The 19,625-nt window shown below is 67.6% G+C and carries 18 protein-coding genes; 5 read left to right on the top strand and 13 right to left on the bottom strand.

Features of this window, described 5'->3' with window-relative positions; all coding sequences use genetic code 11:
* Positions 1 to 103 precede the first annotated feature (103 nt).
* From QQZ18_RS06605 to QQZ18_RS06635, 7 genes are all read right to left on the bottom strand, one after another.
* Positions 104 to 892: an ATP-binding cassette domain-containing protein gene (locus QQZ18_RS06605; RefSeq protein ID WP_284539338.1), complete on the bottom strand. Its 789-nt coding sequence runs from the start codon at positions 890 to 892 to the stop codon at positions 104 to 106.
* A complete protein-coding gene (locus QQZ18_RS06610; RefSeq protein ID WP_284539339.1) occupies positions 889 to 1,749 on the bottom strand; it encodes an ABC transporter permease in 861 nt (286 codons plus the stop codon). The genes QQZ18_RS06605 and QQZ18_RS06610 overlap by 4 nt, the downstream gene beginning before the upstream one ends.
* A complete protein-coding gene (locus tag QQZ18_RS06615) occupies positions 1,746 to 2,753 on the bottom strand; it encodes an ABC transporter permease (RefSeq protein ID WP_284539340.1) in 1,008 nt (335 codons plus the stop codon). Before QQZ18_RS06615 ends, QQZ18_RS06610 begins: the two co-directional genes overlap by 4 nt.
* A 1-nt stretch (position 2,754) precedes the next feature.
* Positions 2,755 to 4,335, bottom strand: a complete 1,581-nt coding sequence (locus QQZ18_RS06620) for an ABC transporter substrate-binding protein (protein ID WP_284539341.1) — start codon at positions 4,333 to 4,335, stop codon at positions 2,755 to 2,757.
* Between the two features lie 440 nt (positions 4,336 to 4,775).
* Complete coding sequence (locus QQZ18_RS06625) at positions 4,776 to 5,066, bottom strand: GIY-YIG nuclease family protein (protein WP_284539342.1); 291 nt, start codon at positions 5,064 to 5,066, stop codon at positions 4,776 to 4,778.
* 641 nt (positions 5,067 to 5,707) lie between these two features.
* On the bottom strand, positions 5,708 to 7,054 hold the full coding sequence (locus QQZ18_RS06630; RefSeq protein ID WP_284539343.1) for a GAF domain-containing protein: 1,347 nt from the start codon (positions 7,052 to 7,054) through the stop codon (positions 5,708 to 5,710).
* Positions 7,051 to 7,521 (bottom strand): hypothetical protein, encoded by a 471-nt coding sequence (locus QQZ18_RS06635; RefSeq protein WP_284539344.1) that lies wholly within the window; start codon positions 7,519 to 7,521, stop codon positions 7,051 to 7,053. The genes QQZ18_RS06630 and QQZ18_RS06635 overlap by 4 nt, the downstream gene beginning before the upstream one ends.
* 215 nt (positions 7,522 to 7,736) lie before the next feature.
* On the opposite strand from QQZ18_RS06635, the gene QQZ18_RS06640 reads away from it, so the two are divergent.
* The gene (locus QQZ18_RS06640; RefSeq protein WP_284539345.1) at positions 7,737 to 8,444 is read left to right on the top strand and encodes a hemerythrin domain-containing protein; all 708 of its coding nucleotides are present in this window, start codon (positions 7,737 to 7,739) and stop codon (positions 8,442 to 8,444) included.
* Between the two features lie 62 nt (positions 8,445 to 8,506).
* Complete coding sequence (locus QQZ18_RS06645; RefSeq protein WP_284539346.1) at positions 8,507 to 9,142, top strand: YceI family protein; 636 nt, start codon at positions 8,507 to 8,509, stop codon at positions 9,140 to 9,142.
* 106 nt (positions 9,143 to 9,248) lie between these two features.
* Here the strand turns inward: QQZ18_RS06645 and QQZ18_RS06650 are convergent, their stop codons facing one another.
* Entirely contained in the window at positions 9,249 to 9,878 is a 630-nt protein-coding gene (locus QQZ18_RS06650; RefSeq protein ID WP_284539347.1) for a TetR/AcrR family transcriptional regulator, read from the bottom strand.
* Between the two features lie 142 nt (positions 9,879 to 10,020).
* Between QQZ18_RS06650 and QQZ18_RS06655 the strand changes: the two genes are divergently transcribed.
* Both QQZ18_RS06655 and QQZ18_RS06660 read left to right on the top strand, forming a co-directional pair.
* Positions 10,021 to 12,318 carry a beta-glucosidase family protein gene (locus tag QQZ18_RS06655; RefSeq protein ID WP_284539348.1) on the top strand — a complete coding sequence of 766 codons (2,298 nt, stop codon included), beginning with the start codon at positions 10,021 to 10,023 and terminating at the stop codon, positions 12,316 to 12,318.
* 85 nt (positions 12,319 to 12,403) lie between these two features.
* Positions 12,404 to 13,684: an MFS transporter gene (locus QQZ18_RS06660; RefSeq protein ID WP_284539349.1), complete on the top strand. Its 1,281-nt coding sequence runs from the start codon at positions 12,404 to 12,406 to the stop codon at positions 13,682 to 13,684.
* A gap of 1,125 nt (positions 13,685 to 14,809) precedes the next feature.
* On the opposite strand, the gene QQZ18_RS06665 is transcribed toward QQZ18_RS06660, so the two are convergent.
* The 3 genes from QQZ18_RS06665 to QQZ18_RS06675 form a co-directional block, all read right to left on the bottom strand.
* Entirely contained in the window at positions 14,810 to 15,811 is a 1,002-nt protein-coding gene (locus QQZ18_RS06665) for an NADP-dependent oxidoreductase (RefSeq protein ID WP_284539350.1), read from the bottom strand.
* Positions 15,812 to 15,879: 68 nt separating this feature from the next.
* Entirely contained in the window at positions 15,880 to 16,704 is an 825-nt protein-coding gene (locus QQZ18_RS06670) for an oxidoreductase (protein WP_284539351.1), read from the bottom strand.
* 109 nt (positions 16,705 to 16,813) lie between these two features.
* Positions 16,814 to 17,602, bottom strand: a complete 789-nt coding sequence (locus QQZ18_RS06675; protein WP_284539352.1) for an SDR family NAD(P)-dependent oxidoreductase — start codon at positions 17,600 to 17,602, stop codon at positions 16,814 to 16,816.
* A 111-nt stretch (positions 17,603 to 17,713) separates the two neighbouring features.
* Here QQZ18_RS06675 and QQZ18_RS06680 point away from each other — a divergent pair, with 111 nt between their 5' ends.
* Positions 17,714 to 18,262 carry a TetR/AcrR family transcriptional regulator gene (locus QQZ18_RS06680; RefSeq protein WP_284539353.1) on the top strand — a complete coding sequence of 183 codons (549 nt, stop codon included), beginning with the start codon at positions 17,714 to 17,716 and terminating at the stop codon, positions 18,260 to 18,262.
* A 200-nt stretch (positions 18,263 to 18,462) separates the two neighbouring features.
* Here the strand turns inward: QQZ18_RS06680 and QQZ18_RS06685 are convergent, their stop codons facing one another.
* The gene (locus QQZ18_RS06685) at positions 18,463 to 18,606 is read right to left on the bottom strand and encodes a DUF2474 domain-containing protein (RefSeq protein ID WP_284539354.1); all 144 of its coding nucleotides are present in this window, start codon (positions 18,604 to 18,606) and stop codon (positions 18,463 to 18,465) included.
* Entirely contained in the window at positions 18,606 to 19,613 is a 1,008-nt protein-coding gene (gene cydB, locus QQZ18_RS06690; RefSeq protein WP_284539355.1) for a cytochrome d ubiquinol oxidase subunit II, read from the bottom strand. The genes QQZ18_RS06685 and cydB overlap by 1 nt, the downstream gene beginning before the upstream one ends.
* Positions 19,614 to 19,625: the final 12 nt, after the last annotated feature.

Raw genomic sequence — 19,625 nt, forward strand, 5'->3', positions numbered from 1 at the left:
AGATAGCGATGGATTCGAGAACCGGAGCGGAGCGAACTTGAGGTTCGTGAGCACCGGAAGCGCAGAAGACGAAGCTAGGTGCCCGGCCCAGTAGAACTGCGGGTCAGGCTCTGAACGCATGTTGCGGCAGCGCCCCCCACAGCGCCCGCGCGTAGGGCGTCAGCCCCTCGCCGCCGTTGCGCATGAAGGTCGCGGCCTGCTCGGTCGCCACCAGCGCCCCGTCGCGCAGCACCGCCACCCGGTCGGCCGAGGCCACCGCCGCCGCCAGATCGTGGCTGATCACCACCACGCCCTTGCCGTCGTCGGCAAAGCCGCGCAGGAAACCGAACACCTTCTCGGCATTGACCGGATCGAGCCCGTTGGTCGGCTCGTCGGCGATGACGAGGTCGGGGTCGCCCACCGAGGCGATGGCCAGCATCACCCGTCGCGCCATGCCGCCGGACAGCGTGTGCGGGTAGCTGTCGAGGAACAGCTCGTCGAGCCCGAAGCGGTTGAGCGCCGCCACCGCGTCCTCCCGCGTGAAGCCTTTGCGCCCCACCCGCTTCGCCGCCCAGCCGATCTGTCGGCCCACGGTCGCCAGCGGATCGAGATGGCTGAGCGACTGCGGCACCAGGGCGATGCGCCGCCCCCTGAGCTGGGCGATGCGCGCCGCGTCGAGACGCTCGCCCGAAAAACGGATCGAGCCGGTGACCACGGCGTTTGGCGGCAGCAGGCCGAGCACGGCGTGGGCGAACAGGCTCTTGCCCGCCCCCGAGGCGCCGAACACCGCCACCATCTCGCCGCGCGCCACCTCCAGCGTCAGGTCCGAGAGGCAGCCGATGTCGACCTCGCCCATCAGGCCCTGGTAGCGGCGGAAGGCGACCGTCAGGCGGTCGACGGAAAGAAGCGTCATGACTGGCTCCCACGCGGGTCGGTCAGGGTGCGGAGGCCATTGCCGATGGCGTCGAAGGCCAGCACTGCAAGCAGCAGCGCCAAGCCGGGGAACAGGCCCAGCCACCACTTGCCGGCGGTGAGGTACCTGAGGCTTTCCGACAGCAGCACGCCGATGGCCGGCGTCGTCGGCTCGATGCCGAAGCCGAGGAAGGTCAGCCCCGCCTCGTGCAGGATGGCGTGCGGGAACATCAGCACCAGCCCCACCAGCATCTGCGGCACGAGGTGCGGCGCGAAGTGATGGCGGGCGATGTGGAGCGGCGACTTGCCGAAATTGCGCGAGATCGTCACGTATTCGGCCTGCCGCAGTTGCAGGATCTCGGCGCGCAGAATGCGGGTGAGGCGCGGCCAGTGGGTGAGCGCCACGGCGACGATCACCGCGTTGGCGCCGCCGCCGAAGGCGAAGGAGATCAGGATGAGCAGCACCAGATGCGGCAGGCCCATGGTCATGTCGACGAGATAGGCGACGATGGCGTCGGCCCAGCGCGGCCCGCCGGCCGCCACCAGCGCCAGCACCAGGGCGATGACGGTCGAGGCCGTCGCCGCGAACAGGCCGACGCGGAAGGAAAGCGCCAGGCCCTTCAGCGTGCGCGCCAGCATGTCGCGGCCGAGCGCGTCGGTGCCGAAGGGGTGGAAGAGCGACGGGGCGGCGAGCCGCGCCCGGAAGTTGGTGACGACGCCGGCATCGCCCGACACCAGGGCGAAGACGATGACGGCGGCGAGCCCGGCGGCGGCCAGGGCGGCGACGATCAGCACCGCCTTGCGCGTGCCGAAGCGCGGGGCGGGGGTGACGCAACAGGCGTCGGCGACGGCGGTCATGGTCCGATCTCCCGGAGGGGCGCGCCGGCGGCGATGTCGATGCGCGGATCGGCCACCACGTAGAGGATATCGGCGATGGTGTTGCCCAGCGACACCACCAGCGTCGTACCCATGGCGATGGCCAGCAGCAGCGGCACGTCGCCGCGCACCCCGGCGGCGATGGTGGCGCTGCCGAGGCCGGGATAGGCGAACACCTGCTCGGCCAGGATGGAGCCGCCGAACAACTCGCCCAGCGAGGCGAACAGCACGGTGATGGCCGGCAGCGCCGCATTGCGCGCGCCGTGGCGCAGCGCCACGTCGAGGCGGCTCGCCCCCTGCGCCCGGGCGTAGGTGGCGAAATCCGAGGCGAGGATGTCGATCATCTTGGCGCGGGTGTGCAGCGCGATCTGCGATATGCCGAGGATGGACAGCGCCACCAGCGGCAGGATCAGGTGATGGAGGCGCTGCAACAGCGTCGCCTCGTCCGGCAAGAGGCCGATCGGCGCGGCGCAGCACACCGGCGTCCAGCCCAGCGCCACCGAGAAGCCCATCAGCAAGAGGATGGCGATCCAGAAGGTCGGCGTCGACGCCAGCACATAGGCGTAGACGCGAATGATCCTGTCGCACCAGCCGCCCTGGAAGGTGGCGGCGGTGACGCCAAGCCCGAAGCCGATGACGCCGGAGGCGAGCCAGGCCAGCCCCATCAGCGCCGCCGAGGCGGCGACGCGGCTGCCGATCACCTCGGCCACCGGCGCGTTGTAGGTGGCGCTCCAGCCGAAATCGCCGGAGACGAGGTTGGAGAGCCAATGGAGGAACTGCACCGTCACCGGCTGGTCGAGCCCCCAGCGGGCGGCGATCAACGCCCGCTGCTCGGGGCCGACCTTGGCGATGGCGGGGCCGAGATAGGCGGTGACCGGATCGACCGGCGACAGCTTGGCCAGCGCGAAAGCGACCACCGCCACCCCGGCCAGCAACAAGGCCAGCCGGAGACAGCGGGTCGCGACAAATCTCAGCCAGACGGACATGTTATTGGCAGGTCCATTTCCAGGTTTGCAGCGTTGCCGTCACGGGCCAGCCGTGGCCGTGCGGCTCGATCTGCGTCTGGCCGATGTCGAGGCAGGCGCCGACGAAATAGACGTGGTCGAGGTTGACCATCCAGGCCGAGGCGGCGTCGCCCTTGGCCGAAAAGCCGGTCTCGCCGTCCCATTCGGCCTGCTGCCAGAAGGGGTAGGACGCCTCCAGGCTCTCCGCCGCCTGCGCCTTGGCGAAATGGCCGTCGACGGCGGCATTCCCATAGTAGCCGGCGTTGTAGTAGGCGATGCCGGCGAAGCCGCTCTGGTAGAGGCTGTAGACCTCTTCCGGGCTGTGGCTGCCCCAGCCGAACAGCACCGGTGTCGAATGCATCGCCCGCTCGATGCCGTCCCACGTGTCGCCCTTGGGCGTGATCTCGATGCCCAGGGCTTTCGTCTGCTCGGCCAACATGACGGCAAGGCCCTGCCGCACGCTGTCGGTCGAGGGGTAGATCACCGGGAAGGCGGCGCGCAGACCGTCCTTGACGCGAACGCCGTCCGCCCCCGGCACCCAGCCCGCCGCATCGAGCAGCGCCTTGGCCGCGTCCACGTCCTCGCTCACCCTTGCCTCCGGGTTGGACCACGGCAGGTCGTCGGCCGGGCCATAGGCGGGCGTGCCGTGTCCCAGCAGCACCGCGTCGACCAGCGCTTGCCGGTCGATGCCGAGGTTGATCGCCTTGCGGATGGCGATGTCGGCGGTCACGTCGTTGCCGATCGGGTAGCCCCTGGCGTCCGTCTTGCCCTCGTCGGGCACCATCGGGAAGACGAGGCCGCGATTGTCGACCGTATCGGCCACCACCGCCTTGAAGCCGGTCGGCAGCGCGTCGGCCAGGGTTGCCGGCACCGACACCATGTCCACCTTGCCGGCATTGGCGGCGGCCAGCGAGGTGTCCTCGCCGGTGAACAGGAAGGTGATGCGGGTGAAGGGCGATTTCTTCCCGTAGTAGAACGGGTTGGCCTCGACGATCAGCTGCTCGCCCTGGCTCCAGGACACCATGCGGAACGGGCCGGAGCCGATCGGCTTGCGGGCATAGTCGGCGCCATGGCCGGCGGCCGGCACGATGCCCAGCGCATAGAAGTTCTCGATGAAGGTGATCCACGGCTTCCGGAGCGTGATCGTCACCGTCGTGTCGTCGGTGGCGGTGGCGCTTTCCATCGCCGTGAGATCGACGGCGCCGCCCGACCTGGCCGTCTCGGTGAAGGTGAAGGCGACGTCCCGAGCGGTCAGCGGCGTGCCATCGGAGAATTTCACGCCCTGGCGGATCTTGATCGTCCAGGTCAGCCGGTCGTCGCTCAGCGTCCAGGCCGTGGCGAGATCCGGCGACGTAGAAAGATCCGCCTCGCGCGTCAGCAGCGTCGACTGGAACAACGGATGCCCATAGCGCCCCCAGCCGAGCACCGGATCGTAGCCGTCATCCGGCTCGCCGCCGATGGCCAGCACCAGCTCCGTCCTCGGCGCGGCAAGGCTGGCGGCAGGCTGAAACGCCACCAGGGCGGACGTCGCCAGAACGGCGGAAAGGCAGGCACGAAAAGACACGGCAATACTCCTCGCTCGCGTCGGGGACGCGGTCGTTGCACATCGAGCAAACCGGAATGCGAGGGAACCTTAAAACCGAGTCGAGTATGATGTCTAGGCAAAAACATCATACGACAGATCCGGAAAACTATCCATTTCCGGGGAGCGGGATGGGTTGAGGGGGACGGCGGCTGCGAGGGAAAAGAGGAGCGTGATATCAACCCCTCGCCCTTTTCTGCCTGAGGTCCTCGCCTGCGCAAGGATGACAATTTATATATAAGATACAAACGGATAGCGAGGTGCATGTACTTGCGAGCGGTGTGTTCCGCATCGTGGCGGTGATGCCGTGTGGGAGCCCTGCGAGCTGGCTTATCCCGGTGCCCCCTCTATATAAAGCTGTCATCCTTGCGCAGGCGAGGACCTCAGGCAGGAAGAGGCGCAACGCCGATATAGGTCTCCCATCACCACATGATCGTCTCGAAGAGATCCTCCAACCCTGGGTTCATCTCCTCGATCGCCTTGATCTTCCACTCGCGTTTCCAGTGCTTCACCTGCTTTTCGCGCGCGATGGCGTCGGTGATCTCGTCATAGTCCTCGTACCAGACCAGCCGCGTGCAGTTGTAGCTGTCGGTGAACCCGCAATAGACGTGGTTGCGATGCTCCCATATGCGCCCCTCCAGATCGGAGGTGACGCCGACATAGAGCACGCCCCGCGGCTTGTTGGTGACGATATAGACCCAACCCGGATTCATGGGGCAAGCTTCGCGAAAATGCGGGGGTGAGGCAACCACTGCGTTAGGGAGCCCGATATCACCCACATCGCCCCTTCCTGCCTGAGGTACACCCTGAATTCGCGCGCGATTTCAAGCGGCCTTCGCCAGGATGACGGGAGATTGATGGGAGCGGGAGCCCTTTCTGGTCACCGAAAACGCAAGTGAAACGCACCGGAAACGCGACTTATCTCTTTGTTTTATATCAATTAACCGTCATCCTGCGCTTTAGGCGCAGGACCTCAGGACGAGAACGTACCTCGGCCCCTATCAAGCTCCATGAACCACGGGCGACCTATATGAACCTCACCGCCCTTTCCTGCCCGAGGTCCTCGCTTTCGCAAGGATGACAATATGATAGGAACGGGAGCCCCTTCCGATCACCGAAAACGCAACGGAAACGCAACGCATCTCCTTGTTTCATATCATTTTCCTGTCATCCCCGCGAAGGCGGGGACCTCAGGACGAGAACGCACCTCGGCCACTATCACGCTCCCCACAACATCACCGGAGCCCGATATCCCCCTCGCGGCCCCTTCCTGCCCGAGATCCTCTGCTTTCGCAGAGGAGGACACCATGATGGAGGCCGGAGCCCCCTATCGCGCCCCCTCTCCCCCATCCCCCTACGTCTCCACCACCCGGATCTCCGGCGCGCCGTCGATCACCAGCCGGATCTGCCCTCGTTCGGGGCGGAGGATGCGCACCGGGCCGCCGCGTTCTTCCAGCCTGCGGCGCAGCAGGATCAGGCGCGTTTCGAGGTTGTCCTTGAAGTCGGGCAGGTTGAACGTGCGGTCGCGGCGGATCTCGCGGTTGGAGAAGTCCGAGCGACCGGTTTCCACGTAGCTGCGCACGAAATGATAGAGCAGCCGCCCCGGCACGCCGCGAATGACGTAGTCGTTGTCGATGAACACGCCGCCGTCGCGCGGGAAGAACTGGAAGCTGAAGGCTTCCTCGGCCCGCGCCGGCCCGTGCGCCGCCGCGCCGCGCATGCCGGTTTCCCCCATGGCGTCGGTCAGCTCGAACAGGGCGAGGCTCGCCGCCATCTGGCGGGCGATGATCTCCAGCGCCGCCTCGTCGGCATGGGAAAAGGCGAAGCTCTCCTCGGACTCGGCGAAGATCACCCCGGACAGCCGCCCGCCGGCCATCAGCGGCACGGCCATCTGGCACTGCGGCTCGGCGATGGCCGGCAGGGGGATGTCGTCCCGCGACAGGCCGCTGGCCAGCGCCACCGCCGAGGCATAGCGCTGGCCGCGCCGCATGTCGGCAATGCGCACGGTGAGGCAGCGCTCGGCGGCGACGCCGATGATGCCCTCGCCGAAGGCGATCTCGGCGCCGAAGCCGTAGTGCGGATAGCCGTGGCTCGCCACCGTCGTCAGCTTGCGTCCGTCGCCGTCGGCCAGAAGGATCATCGAGTGGCGAAAACCGCAGCGCTCCTCCAGCAGCTCCAGCGTCCGGTCGAGCAGAACCTCGGCATCGGCAATGCGCGTCAGCTCCCCGGTGGCGGCGGCCGCCTGGGCGAGCAGGTCGCGCCCCACCTCGGGGCGCGCCGGCGGGCTTTCCAGCGGGGCGACCGGCTCGATGCGCCGGCAGTCCTCCACCCGGTAGATGTCGACCGCCCTGAGCTTCAGCATGTGCGACTTGCCCTGGAGGCTGGCCATCACGTCGAGCTGCGCTGCGATGCGCTCGAAGATCGGGCCGGACTGGGCGGAGCTTTCGAACGTCAGGTCGAGGCAGTGCTGCAGGCTGGTGCGCCCGTCCAGCACCACCACCGTCGCCCGCCCGGTGAGGCGCACGTTGGCGGCGGTCTTGGAGAAGAACTGGTTGGACAGCGCCACGTGGTCGCCGTCGACATAGTGGACGTGCGACAGGTAGGAGACGTTGGGCATGCCCGAGGCGTCGGTGGTGGCGATCACCGAGGGCATGATGCCCTCGAAGCTGTCGCGCAGGGCCTCCAGCGGAACGGCCGTCATGCCTCCCTCCGCATCCGCTCGCCGGCCTCCGGGCCGGGCGTCTGGATGAACAGGTCCACCGGCCAGAAGCGGATGGCGACGAGGTCGGCGTTGGAAAACACCGTCGAAAGCTGCAACCGGCTGACGCCGAGGCCGGCCATGATCGACAGCATGGTGTCGAGGTAGCGCTGGGCGCGCGCCTTCTGCTCATCCGTCGCCTGGCTGACGCCGACGATCTGCCCCTTCACCTGCAGGCACTTGTAGGTGTCCGGCTGGCAGACCGTCATGGCGATGGGCGCGCCGCTCGTGGCGTTGGCAAAAAACCCGGGCCACTGGGTGGACGAGGTCAGCAAGGTGAGGTCGCCGACATCGGGATCGAAGGCGGCGCCGCACCCCCGGCCGATGTGCGGCCGCATCGCCGCGTCGCGCGTGGCGGCGATCATCATGACGTTGCCGGAAAGAAAGGCGGCGACATCGTCCTCGAGCATGGGAGATTTTCCGGTCAGGTCGGGGGAACCGTCAGTCTTTTAGCACGCCTGCGGCGCCGGCACACGCGGGCGGCGGACGGTAGGAAACATTTAGGAATCCGGCGCCGCCCTTAGCAAGCTTTTAGGAAGCCCGTCCGGGGGGCGGCTGTATTGCCTCGCCTCGCCGCCCGACAGGAGCGCGGCATCGAGCAATCCCGGAGATCATCGAGATCATCATGACCCATGCAGACCTTCTCGGCCGCGTTCCCGCGCTGGACGGCCGCTACGACATCTACGGCAACATTCACAAGGGGCTTCGCCGCACCGAGTGCCTTCTTCTGTCCCGCCTGGGCGCCAACGACTTCGCCGACGCCGCGGCCACCGACAAGCTGCTCGCCGACATCCGCCGGCTCCTCGCCCTGGCCGCTGCCCACGTCCGCCACGAGGACGGCGAGATCCACGCGGCGCTGAACGGGCGCGGCATCGCCACCGACCTCGTCGACGCGCAACACGACGATCACCGCGCCGCCTTCGCCGCCCTCGAAAGCGGCATCGTCGCCGTCGAAACGGCCCCGGCCGCCCACCGCGCCGAAGCCGGCCGCGCGCTCTACCTCGCCTTCGCCGCCTACATCGCCGACGATTTCGCCCACATGCACGAGGAGGAAACCGTCACCGCCCCGCTGCTCTGGCGGCATTTCACCGATGAGGAGCTGCTGGCCATCGAGATGCGCATCATCGCCTCGCTGCCGCCCGAGGAGAACATGGCCTTCACCCGCATCATGCTGCCGGCCATGAACCCCGATCAGCGCGCCGCGCTGGTGGGCGGCATGCTCCAGGCGATGCCGCGCGAGGTGTTCGCCGCCGTGGTCGAGTTCGCCATCCGCCCATCGCTGACCGAGGCGGATTTCCAGGCCCTCCGCCTCAGCGTCGGTCTCGCCGCATGAGCCGCCGAGCGCCTTCGCCGGCGGCCCCGGCTTCCTTCCCCTCCTGTCCCACGAGATCGACCATGCTTGCCAGACTGACGCTCGCCACGGCTCTCTTCGCCTGCCCCACCCTGGCGCTCGCCGCGCCAGACTCCCCCGCCCCCGCCCCCGCGCCGAGCGGCCGCTACGAACAGGATGGCGCCCACACCAGCGTCACCTGGCGCATCGACCATTTCGGCCTCTCGCGCTACACGGCCCGCTTCGTCGGCGCCAAGGCCCGCCTCGACTGGAACCGCGACGATCCCGCACGATCGACGCTCGCCGTCGAGATCGACCCGCGTCAGGTCCGCACCGACTTCCCCGTCCCCGAGGTGGAGGACTTCGACGCCAAGATCGGCTCCGGCGCCGATTTCCTGGCCGGCAGTCCGATCGGCTTCCTCTCCGAACGCATCGTGGTGGAGGGCGAAAACGCCGGCCGGGTGTTCGGCCAGCTGACCCTGCGCGGCAAAACCCGCCCCGCCGTCATGGAGGTCACCTTCAACGGCTCCATGGCCGAACACCCGATCGAAAAGATCGCCAAGCTCGGCTTTTCCGGCCACATGCGCATCAAGCGCTCCGACTGGGGCCTCACCTTCGCCCTCCCCGCCCTCGGCGACGAGGTCGACATAGCCATCGAAACGGAGTTCCGCCCCGAAGCCACGCCCCCGGCGGCGAAGTAGCGAAGGGAAACGGCAAGCCGACAGGCCGCCGTCTCCCATCCCTTTCCAGAGGCCCCTTGCGAAAGCGGTGGCCTCGGGAAGGTGGAACGCGGCCGATATCGCCGCCCTACCGGCCCGGATCCAGGTGGGCGAAGGCGAGGTCGAACAGGCTGTTCCATTCGTCCTGGAGGTCGATCCGGTCGGGCTTGCGCAGCCAGCGCAGTTGCAGCCCGTCCATCATGGCCAGCACGTGCCGCGCCACGTGCTCGGCGTTGTCGACGCCGCGGATCGACCGGGCGAACAGCCCCAGCGCCATGTCTTCGCGGTCTTGGAAATAGGCGTGGGCGGGGTGGGTCGGCTCCAGCGACTCGGCGTTGAGCACGCTGTAGAGGCGGACGATTTCCGGCTGGCCGGCGTTGCGGCGGATCAGCGCGGTGCAGAGCTGGCGCAGCGTCACCGGCAGCGGGTCGAGGTCGATGTCGGCCCGGTTCAGGCCCAGAAGGCCGGCCAGCGCCTGGAAGTCGGCCTCGTCGCGATACTCCAGCACGGCGATCAGAAGACGCGCCTTGTTCTGGAAGTGATGCAGCACGCCCGCCTCGGTGATGCCGCAGAGCACGGCGGCATCCCTCAGCGTCACCCCCCAGAAGCCGCGCTCGGCAATCAGCTGGGTCGCCGCCTCGATGATCTGCGAGCGGCGCTCGTCGGCCGATTTGCGCTCGCGCGTCAGGCGGGGCGGGGGTGAAAGGTCGCGGGCCAAGGGAATCAACTCTCTTCGTAAATTCACGGATGGCCTTCTTATAGCACATCTTTTTCGCCTCCGTCAGCGTCACTCCCTAGCTTTACAGAATACCTAGTATGTATTAAGTAAGGCGCATCGCGTTACTCGAGGGAGGACCAGAATGACCCTTACCCGCCACCACACGGAGGCGGCGCCCGCTGCTGCGTCGCCGGAGCCGGAAGCCTTCACCCAAGACACCTTCACCCAGGCCGTCGACCGGGTGCGCAAAGGCGCCAATCCCGATGGCGAAGCCCGCGCGCTCTATGCCCGCATGACCACCGACGAGCGCCTCGGCCTGCTCGACGGCGACCAGCCCTTCTGGGAGGGCATGCTGAGCCTGGTCGAGGACGGCTACAACGTCTACCCCTACGTCATGGGCGCGGTGGACCGGCTGGGCGTTCCCGGCGTGCGCTTCGCCGACGGTCCGCGCGGCTCGGTTCTCGGCCGCTCCACCTGCTTCCCCGTCTCCATGGCGCGCGGCGCCACCTGGGATGTCGAGCTGGAAGAACAGGTCGGCGAGGTGATCGGCCGGGAAATCCGCGCCCTCGGCGCCAACTTCTTCGGCGGCGTCTGCATCAACCTGCCGCGCCATCCGGCCTGGGGCCGGGTGCAGGAGACCTACTCCGACCAGCCGGTGATCCTCGGCGAGATGGGCGCGGCGCTGACGCGCGGCATCCAGCACCACGCCATGGCCTGCGCCAAGCACTTCGCGCTCAACAGCATGGAGAACGCCCGCTTCTCGGTCGACGTCACCATCGGCGAGGCCGACCTGCACGAGACCTTCCTGCCGCACTTCAAGCGCGTCATCGATGAAGGCGCCTTCGCGGTGATGAGCTCCTACAACTCGGTCAACGGCACCTGGGCCGGCCAGAATGCCGACCTCCTGACCAGGACGCTGCGCGACACCTGGCACTTCGAAGGCTTCGTCATCACCGACTTCATCTGGGGCATGCGCGACGGCGGCAAGGCGCTGGTCGCCGGCCTCGACGTCGAGGCGCCGATGCGCCAGCAGCGCGGCGAACGCCTGCCGGGCGACCTCGACAGCGGCAAGTGCTCCTGGGCCGACGTCGAACGCGCCGGCCTGCGCATCCTGAAGACGCAGCTGCGCTATTACGCTGAGCGCGACGCCGCCGAGCCCACGCCGTCGGTGGTCGCCTCCGCCGATCACGTCGCCCTCGCCCGCGAGGCGGCCGGCCGCGCCATGGTGCTGTTGCGCAACGAAAAGGTCGGCGCCGCCCCGGTGCTGCCGCTCGATCCGAAAACGCTCGCCTCGCTCGCCGTCGTCGGCCGGCTCTGCGACACCGCCAACACCGGCGACCTCGGTTCGTCGTCGGTGCGCGCGCCCCATGTCGTCACCCCGCTCGCCGGCCTTGCCAAGGCGCTCGACGGCACCTCCGTCGCGCTCCACTCCGACGCCAGCGGCGATCCGGCCAAGGCCGCCGCGCTGGCCGCCAAGGCCGAGGCGGCCGTGGTCGTCGTCGGCTACACCTCGGCCGACGAGGGCGAGTTCGTCGACGGCTCGGTGGCCAGCCGCGCCGATCTCCTGGCCCTCTACCCCAAGGCGCAGACCGAGGCGGAAGGCCGCCTGCGCGACAAGGTGCTCGCAGCCCTCGGCGGCGGCACCAGCGTGGTGGGTGGCGGCAAGGCCGGCGGCGATCGCCTGTCGCTGGAGCTGCTGCCGGAGGACGTGGCGCTGATCAAGGCCGTCGCCGCCGTCAATCCGCGCACCGTCGTGGTGATCGAGACGGCCGGCGCCGTCATCGTCCACGATTGGAAGGATCTGGTGCCGGCCATCCTCATCGGCTGGTACGCCGGCATGGAGGGCGGCCACGCGCTGGCCGACGTGCTGTTCGGCAAGCGCAACCCCAGCGGCCGCCTGCCCTACCCCATCCCGGCCGATGCGAAGGACACGCCCGTCTTCGACCGCGACGCCAAGGCGATCACCTACGACCACTGGTACAGCCACCGCCTGATGCAGAAGACCGGCGTCGAGGCCGACTACCCGCTCGGCTTCGGCCTGTCCTACTCGGCCTTCCGCCTGTCCGACATGCAGGTCGACCCGGCCGGCGGCGACGCGCTCAAGCTTCGCGTCTCGGTCGCCAATGCCGGGGCCATGGCCGGCCACCACGTGGAGCAGGTCTACGGCGCGCGCCGCGACGGCGACCGGGCCGACGAGCGCGAGCTGCTCGGCTTTGCCGTGGTGGCTCTCGCCCCCGGCGAGCGGAAGACCGTCGAGGTGACGGCCTCGCTGCTGCCGCTCGGCCGCTGGGACGCCGCCGCCCGCCGCGTCCGCGTCGCCCCGGGCCTCATCCGCGTCGAGGCCGCCGGCTTCTGGGGCGATCCCGATCGCCTGTCCGCCACCATCAACGTCACTGGCAACGTCACTGGCAACGTCACTGGCAAGATCGCCGGCAACTGACCCCCCCCATTTGCCAGGCCGCCCGCCGCCGGGGCCTCACACCCTGAGTCCCCGGCGGCGTGGTCGATCCCCTCGGAGATTTCCCATGACCTCTGTCCCCTCGTCCCAGGGCGAAACCGCTCTGCCCTGGTCGGCCGCCATCGGCGATGCCGACCAGCCGAAGGTTCCCTATCGTCTCGGCATCGCGCTCTGCGTCGGCGTGCTCTTGTGGCTCGGGCCCTATTTCGGCACCGCCACCGTGCTGCTGCCGGCGCGCGTCGCCATCATCGACCCCGGCAACAAGGCCAACATCATCGCCATGCTGTCGGTCGCGGCCATGGTGGTCGCCACCGTCGCCAACATCCTGATCGGCGCCCTCTCCGATCTCACCCGCTCGCGCCTCGGCCGCCGCACGCCCTGGCTGATCGGCGGCTCCGTCGGCTCGGCCGTGATGCTGGTGTTCATGGGCAAGGCCGACAGCGTCGGTCTGCTGCTCGTCGAGTGGTGCATCTTCCAGGTGTTCCTCAACGCCATCGTCGCGCCGCTGCTGGCGGTGATCTCCGACCGGATCGCCCCGGCCCACCGCGGCACCATCTCGTCGATCTACGCCTTCGGCTTCACCCTCGGCCTCTACGGCGGGCAGTATTTCAACGCCCGCTTCCTCGGCGACCTGATGACCGGCTTCGTCTCCATGGCGGTGCTGATCCTGCTCTCCGGGCCGATCGCGGCGCTGATCATGCGCGAGGCCTCCAGCCGGTCGATGCCGAGGCGCGTCCTCGACCGCGACATGATCCTCGACAACTTCTCCATTCCCCGCCGCAACGCCCGCGACTACTACCTCGCCCTGTTCGGCAAGCTGATGATCACCACCGCCACCTTCGCCATCCAGGGCTACCAGCTGTTCATCCTCACCGACTACCTGAAGGTGGCCGAGGGGGACGTCGGCCGGCAGATCGAGCTGATCTCCATCATCCTGATGGTCACGGCTCTGGCCATGGCGCTGGTGGCCGGCCCGATCTCCGACAGGATCGGCCGCCGCAAGGGCCCGGTGGCGCTCGCCGGGCTGATGGTCGCCGTCGGCGCGCTGGTGCCCTTCTTCTCCACCGCGCCCTGGACCATGCTGGTCTACGCGCTGATCGCCGGCATCGGCAGCGGCATCTTCAACTCGGTGGATCAGGCGCTCAACGTCGAGGTGCTGCCCAACGCCGCCACGGCGGCCAAGGACCTCGGCGTGCTCAACCTCGCCAACACCGGCGGCCAGATCCTCGGGCCGGCCATCGCCGCCATCGCCATCTCGGCCATCGGCTACCAGATGATCTTCCCCACGGTCGCCGTCGTCGCCATCATCGGCGTCATCCTGATCGCCATGATCCGCTCGGTCCGCTGAGAGAGTTCAACTTCGGAACGACACCACCCCTGCAAGGGCCGCCCCAACAAGGCGGCCCTTCGCCGTCGATGCGCCCGGAGCAAGGGTACCCGGGAATTTGCCCGGTACGCCCGCACCCCGCTATCCATTTGTTCCATCTATATAAATCGTCATCCTGGCGAAGGCCGCTTGAATTCGCGCGCGAATTCAAGGTGTACCTCAGGAAGGTTGAGCAAGCGGCCCATATGAAGCTCTCTGCAACAGGGAGCCCGATATCAACCTCACCGCCCCTTCCGGCCCGAGGTCCTGCGCCTAAAGCGCAGGATGACAATTTATATGGATGGAACAGGGGGATAAGCGGCGCGCGAAGCCTTCCTTGCGGCTTCAACACCCCGACGCGGAACACAACGCCCGCAAGTGAACACAACCGCTATCCGATTGTTCCCTCTATATAAATTGTCATCCTTGCGCAGGCGAGGACCTCAGGAAGGTTGAGCGAGCGGCCCATATCAAGCTCCCTGCAACAGGGAGCCCGATATCAACCTCACCGCCCCTTCCGGCCCGAGGTCCCGCGCCTAAAGCGCAGGATGACGATTTATATGGATGGAACAGTGGGATAAGCCGCCCGCAAGCCTTCCTTGCGGCCTCAACGCCCCGACGCGGAACACAACGCCCGCACGTGAACGCAACCGCTATCCGATTGTTCCATCTATATAAATTGTCATCCTTGCGCAGGCGAGGACCTCAGGAAGGTTGAGCGAGCGGCCCATATCAAGCTCCCTGCAACAGGGAGCCCTATATCAACCCACCGCCCCTTCCGGCCCGAGGTCCTGCGCCTGAAGCGCAGGATGACGATTTATATAGATGGAACAGTGGGATAAGCCACCCGCGAAGCCCCACTGCCTCATCAGCGCCATTACGCGGAACACAACGCCCGCAAGCGAACGCAACAGCTATCCGCTTGTTCCATCTATATAAATTGTCATCCTTGCGCAGGCGAGGACCTCAGGCAAAAAAGGGCTCCACGCCGATATAGCGCGCCCTCCCCACCCCCCTGCTCAGCTCTTCATTCCCGCGAGGTTCATCGGCAGGCGGAGGGCCATTGCCAACACCGCGAGGGCGGCGATGCTGCCGGCCAGACGGTCGTCAGGCAAGGGTGACGACGACCTTGCCCTTGGTGCGGCCGGTTTCGACATAGGCCAGGGCCTCCGCCGTTTGGGCGAAGGGGAACACCTTGTCCACCACCGGGCGGATGGCGCCGGCATCGATCAGCCTGGCGATCTCCGCCAACTGCCGGCCATCGGCGCGCATGAACAGGAAGCTGTAATCGACGCCCCGGCCTCTGGCCTTGTTCAGAATGCCTCGGCTCAGCATCCGCATCACGAAGCGCAGCAAGACGTTCAGCCCCAGGGATTTAGCGAACGCGACGTCCGGCGGGCCGGAGATGGAGATCAGCTTGCCGCCCGGTTTCAGCACGTTCAGCGACTTTGCCAGCGTCCCGGCGTCCTGGCTGTTCAGCACCAGGTCGTAGCCGGAGAGCAGTTGTTCGAAATCCTGCGTCCTGTAGTCGATCACCACATCGGCGCCGAGGCTCTTGACCAGTTCGGCATTGGCGGCGCTGGTTGTGGTCGCCACCGTGGCGCCGAGATGCTTGGCGAGCTGGATGGCGAAGGTGCCGACACCGCCGGACCCGGCCTGGATGAACACCTTCTGGCCGGGCTTGACCTTCCCGACTTCGACCAGCGCCTGCCAGGCGGTCAGCCCGACCAGCGGGATCGACGCCGCCTCTTCCATGGAAAGGCGTTCGGGCTTCAGGGCCAGATCGGCGGCGTCGACGGCGATCAACTCGGCGAAGGTGCCGACCCGATGGTCGCGCGGACGGCCGTAGACCTCGTCCCCCGGCTTGAACCGCCGCACGTTGGCGCCGACGCGCAAGACCGTTCCGGCCAGATCGTGGCCGAGAACGAAGGGCGGGCGATAGGGCAGGAACAGCTTGAACTCGCCGTCCCTCACCTTGGAATCGAGAAGGTTGATCGCGGTGGCCCGAATGCGCACCAGAACGTCGTCCGGCCCCATCCGGGGATCGGGCATGTCGGCGAGGCGCAGGGCGCCCTTCTTCTTGTACGTGTCGACGACGAAGGCTTTCACGGCTTTTCTCCGGTGTGAAACGTGTCGGATCATACCCCGTCCGCTCGATCTGGACTCATCCGCTTCCGTCAGGCGATGTTGAACTGCTTGCGCAGAATGCGGTCGAACAGCGCGCGCGGCAGGAAGCGCCGGGCGAAGGAGGTCTGTCTGGCGGCCTTGCCCGAGGGGTAGCGCAGCCGGGGCACCTCGGTCGTGGCCGCCGTCAGGATGGTGGCCGCGACGTCGTCCGCCGTGTCGCCTGTGGCCATGGCCGCGTCGAACGCCGCGCGGTACCGGGCGAAGGTCTCGCGATAGGCCTCGATGGGGCGATCGCCTTGGGGCGAGTTGGTCTCGATGGAGGTCTTCGTCGCCCAGGGTTCAATCACGGCGACCCGTATGCCAAACCGCCGGACCTCATGGTCCAGCGATTCCGAATAGCCTTCGATCGCGTGCTTGGTTGCCGCGTAGTGGGCGCCGAAGGGGCCGGGAATCAGGCCGACGACCGACCCGACGTTCAGGATCCTGCCGGAGCCCTGCCGGCGCATGACCGGGAGCACCTCGTTCGTCACCCGCACCACCCCGAGATAGTTGGTGTCGAACAGAGCGCGGACCTGCTCGACGGAGCTTTCCTCGGCCGCGCCGGAAACGGCGTAGCCGGCATTGTTGATCACGAGATCGATCCGGCCGAGTTCGGCCTGCGCCTCAGCCACGGCGGCGGTGACGGATGCGTCGGACGTCACGTCGCAGACGATCATCCTCACGCCGCCGAGTGCGCCGCCGGGGGTGGCCTTGCGGCTGGTGCCGATCACCCGATAGCCGGCCCGGCGCAACGCTTGCGCGGCCGCCTTGCCGATGCCGCTGGACGCCCCGGTCACGAGCGCGGTCTTCTGGTCTTTCGATGCAAACGTCGCCATCGGTGTTCTCTGTCTGGCTCGAAGGGGGTGGCAGGACAGCCCCGCGAGGGGGGCGAAATCCGCCGGGGGCGGGCCGACGCCCGGCGCCCGGCGGGATGGGGCGACAGGCTCAGGCGGGCGAGCGATAGCGCTCGGCGGGACGCGCGTTGACGATGTTGCCGAGCATGGCCTTGCGCGCGGCCTCGAGGGCGTTCCACTGGCCGTCGTCGTGAAGCGGGGGAATGGTCACCGGCTCGCGACGGTCGAAGCCGACCAGCGCCGCGTCCACCAGGTCGCCCACCTCCATGACGTTGGTCATGGCGTCGACGTCGGTGCCGACGTGCTGCCAGATCTCGGTTCGGGTCGTGGCGGGAAGCACCGCCTGCACGTAGACGCCCTTCGGGCCAAGTTCCAGGGCGAGCCCCTGCGACAGGAACAGCACGAAGGCCTTGGTCGCCCCGTAGACGGTCATGCCGAACTCGGGGGCAAGGCCGACCACCGAACCGATGTTGATGATGGCGCCGTTGCCCGCCTCGGCAAGACGCGGGGCGATCGCGCCGGCAAGCCGGACGAGCGCGGTGGCGTTGAGCGCGACGAGACGGGCCATGTCGTCCGTACTCTGCTCGACGAAGCTGCCGCCGATGGCCGTGCCGGCATTGTTGATCAGGATGCCGATGCGCGCATCCTCGCGCAGTCTGGTCTCGACCCTGGCGAGGTCCGACGCCTGCGTCAGGTCGGCCGGGAGGATGTCGATCGCCACGCCGGAGTCCTGGCGGAGGCGGCTCGCCAGCGCTTCCATGCGAGCGGCGTCGCGGGCCACCAGCACGAGGTCGTGCCCGCGCCGGGCGAAGCGTTCGGCGTAGGTGGCGCCAATGCCGGTGGAGGCGCCGGTAATCAGGACTGCGGGAGCGTGGCTCATCGGATTGCTCTTTTCGTTGGCCGGGTCTATATTCATGACGATCATCATGATTGAGATCAAATATGACGGCCATCATGTAAATGTCAACGGCTGTCCGGGAGATTCTTCGAAATGAAGGTGAGTCGAGAGCAGATGGCCGAAAACCGGCGCCGGATTCTGGACGTGGCCGGCCGGCTGTTCAAGGACAAGGGGTTCGATGCGGTGAGCGTCGCGGAAGTGATGAAGGCCGCCGGCCTGACCCATGGCGGCTTCTATGGCCACTTCAGTTCGAAGGACGATCTGGTGGCGCAGACCCTTGCTCATGCCCTTGCCGCCGACAGTTTCGGGGAGGGCGAGTTCAGCGATTTCATCCGCGCCTACCTGGCGCCACGCCATCGCGACGACGCGGCCGGCGGCTGCCCGACGGCAGGTCTCGTCGCGGCCATTCGCCACCAGACTCCGGCCGCCAAAGCCGCCATGACACAAGGACTGCGCGCACAGATCGCCCGCATCGAGACAGCGCTTCCGGATGCGGCCCCGACGGACCGGCATCGCGCGGCAATCGGCAGTTGGGCGGCGATGGTGGGGGCTGTCATCCTCGCCCGGGCCATCGACGATCCCGCGCTGTCCGACGACATCCTGGAGCAGACGCGCTCCTGGATCGAAGTCCGCGCCAGCTAAGGCAACTCCAGCAAAAGCGGATACCGGTTTTGCGTCCGGAATTGCGTGAGAGCAAAGAGATGGAGCACGTTGGCGAACCAGAGTTCGCCGGAGGTGTTCCAGATCTCGCTCCATCCCGCCCGAGGTCCACGTTGAGCGCGCGCGAATTCAGGCGGCCTCACGCGCAGGACCTCGCGACGAGATCCCTCCCCACCCCCCGCTCAGCTCTTCATTCCCGCAAGGTTCATCAGCAGGCGGAAGGCCATGGCCACCACGCCGAGCGCCAGGATGCTGCCGGCCCAGATGGCCACCAGCCAGCCGACGCGGCGGAACCACAGCCCCTTGGTCGTCTTCTCGCCGGCCATCAGTGGTAGCCCTCCCCCGCTTTCACCTTGCCGCGGAACACGTAGTAGGACCACGCGGTGTACCCGAGGATGAAGGGGATGATGAACAGCGCGCCGACCAGGGCGAAGCCCATGCTTTGCGGCGGGGCTGCGGCCTGCCAGATCGACATCGACGGCGGGATGATGTTCGGCCACAGGCTGATCGCCAGCCCGGAATAGCCCAGGAACAGCAGCGCCAGCGCCAGCACGAAGGGCGCGGCGTGGGTGTCGGCGGCAAGCGTGCGGATCAACAACCAGCCCACCAGCGCCACGCACACCGGCACCGGCGCGAGGTAGTAGAGGTTGGGCAGCGCGAACCAGCGCCCGGCGATGTCCGGGTGGGCGAGCGGCGTCCAGATGCTGACGGCGACGATGGTCGCCAGCACCGCCACCGTCACCGGCTTGCCCAACTGACGCATGCGGGCCTGCAAGCCGCCCTCGGTCTTCATCACCAGCCAGGTCGAGCCGAGCAGCGCGTAGGCGACGACGAGGCCGAGCCCGGTGAACAGGCTGAACGGCGTCAGCCAGTCGAACACGCCGCCGGCATAGGCGCCGCCCTCCACCGGAAAGCCGTTGATGAAGGCGCCCAGCGCCACGCCCTGCGAGACGGTGGCGATGTAGGAGCCCCAGATGAACGCCTTGTCCCAGAAGGGCTTGTGGCTCTCGTCGGCCTTGAAGCGGAACTCGAAGGCGACGCCGCGCCAGATGAGGCCGGCCAGCATCAGCATCAGCGGCAGGTAGAGCGCGCTGAGCACCACGGCATAGGCGATGGGAAAGGCGGCCATCAGCGCCGCGCCGCCCAGCACCAGCCAGGTCTCGTTGCCGTCCCACACCGGCGCCACGCTGTTGACCATGGTGTCGCGGTCCTCACGGTCGCGCACGAAGGGGAAGAGTATGCCGATGCCGAGGTCGAAGCCGTCCATGATGACGTACATCATCAGGCCGAAGGCGATGATGATGGCCCACAGGAGAGGAAGATCGATGCCCATGGTGTGTCCTCC

The organism is Pleomorphomonas sp. T1.2MG-36 (assembly GCF_950100655.1).
Lineage (GTDB): Bacteria > Pseudomonadota > Alphaproteobacteria > Rhizobiales > Pleomorphomonadaceae > Pleomorphomonas.

Excerpts from the sequence above, each read along its gene's own strand:
- QQZ18_RS06605 (WP_284539338.1), bottom strand. The coding sequence starts at position 892 with ATGACGCTTCTTTCCGTCGACCGCCTGACGGTCGCCTTCCGCCGCTAC.
- QQZ18_RS06610 (WP_284539339.1), bottom strand. The coding sequence starts at position 1,749 with ATGACCGCCGTCGCCGACGCCTGTTGCGTCACCCCCGCCCCGCGCTTC.
- QQZ18_RS06615 (WP_284539340.1), bottom strand. The coding sequence starts at position 2,753 with ATGTCCGTCTGGCTGAGATTTGTCGCGACCCGCTGTCTCCGGCTGGCC.
- QQZ18_RS06625 (WP_284539342.1), bottom strand. The coding sequence starts at position 5,066 with ATGAATCCGGGTTGGGTCTATATCGTCACCAACAAGCCGCGGGGCGTG.
- QQZ18_RS06630 (WP_284539343.1), bottom strand. The coding sequence starts at position 7,054 with ATGACGGCCGTTCCGCTGGAGGCCCTGCGCGACAGCTTCGAGGGCATC.
- QQZ18_RS06635 (WP_284539344.1), bottom strand. The coding sequence starts at position 7,521 with ATGCTCGAGGACGATGTCGCCGCCTTTCTTTCCGGCAACGTCATGATG.
- QQZ18_RS06640 (WP_284539345.1), top strand. The coding sequence starts at position 7,737 with ATGACCCATGCAGACCTTCTCGGCCGCGTTCCCGCGCTGGACGGCCGC.
- QQZ18_RS06645 (WP_284539346.1), top strand. The coding sequence starts at position 8,507 with ATGCTTGCCAGACTGACGCTCGCCACGGCTCTCTTCGCCTGCCCCACC.
- QQZ18_RS06655 (WP_284539348.1), top strand. The coding sequence starts at position 10,021 with ATGACCCTTACCCGCCACCACACGGAGGCGGCGCCCGCTGCTGCGTCG.
- QQZ18_RS06660 (WP_284539349.1), top strand. The coding sequence starts at position 12,404 with ATGACCTCTGTCCCCTCGTCCCAGGGCGAAACCGCTCTGCCCTGGTCG.
- QQZ18_RS06670 (WP_284539351.1), bottom strand. The coding sequence starts at position 16,704 with ATGGCGACGTTTGCATCGAAAGACCAGAAGACCGCGCTCGTGACCGGG.
- QQZ18_RS06675 (WP_284539352.1), bottom strand. The coding sequence starts at position 17,602 with ATGAGCCACGCTCCCGCAGTCCTGATTACCGGCGCCTCCACCGGCATT.
- QQZ18_RS06680 (WP_284539353.1), top strand. The coding sequence starts at position 17,714 with ATGAAGGTGAGTCGAGAGCAGATGGCCGAAAACCGGCGCCGGATTCTG.
- QQZ18_RS06685 (WP_284539354.1), bottom strand. The coding sequence starts at position 18,606 with ATGGCCGGCGAGAAGACGACCAAGGGGCTGTGGTTCCGCCGCGTCGGC.
- cydB (WP_284539355.1), bottom strand. The coding sequence starts at position 19,613 with ATGGGCATCGATCTTCCTCTCCTGTGGGCCATCATCATCGCCTTCGGC.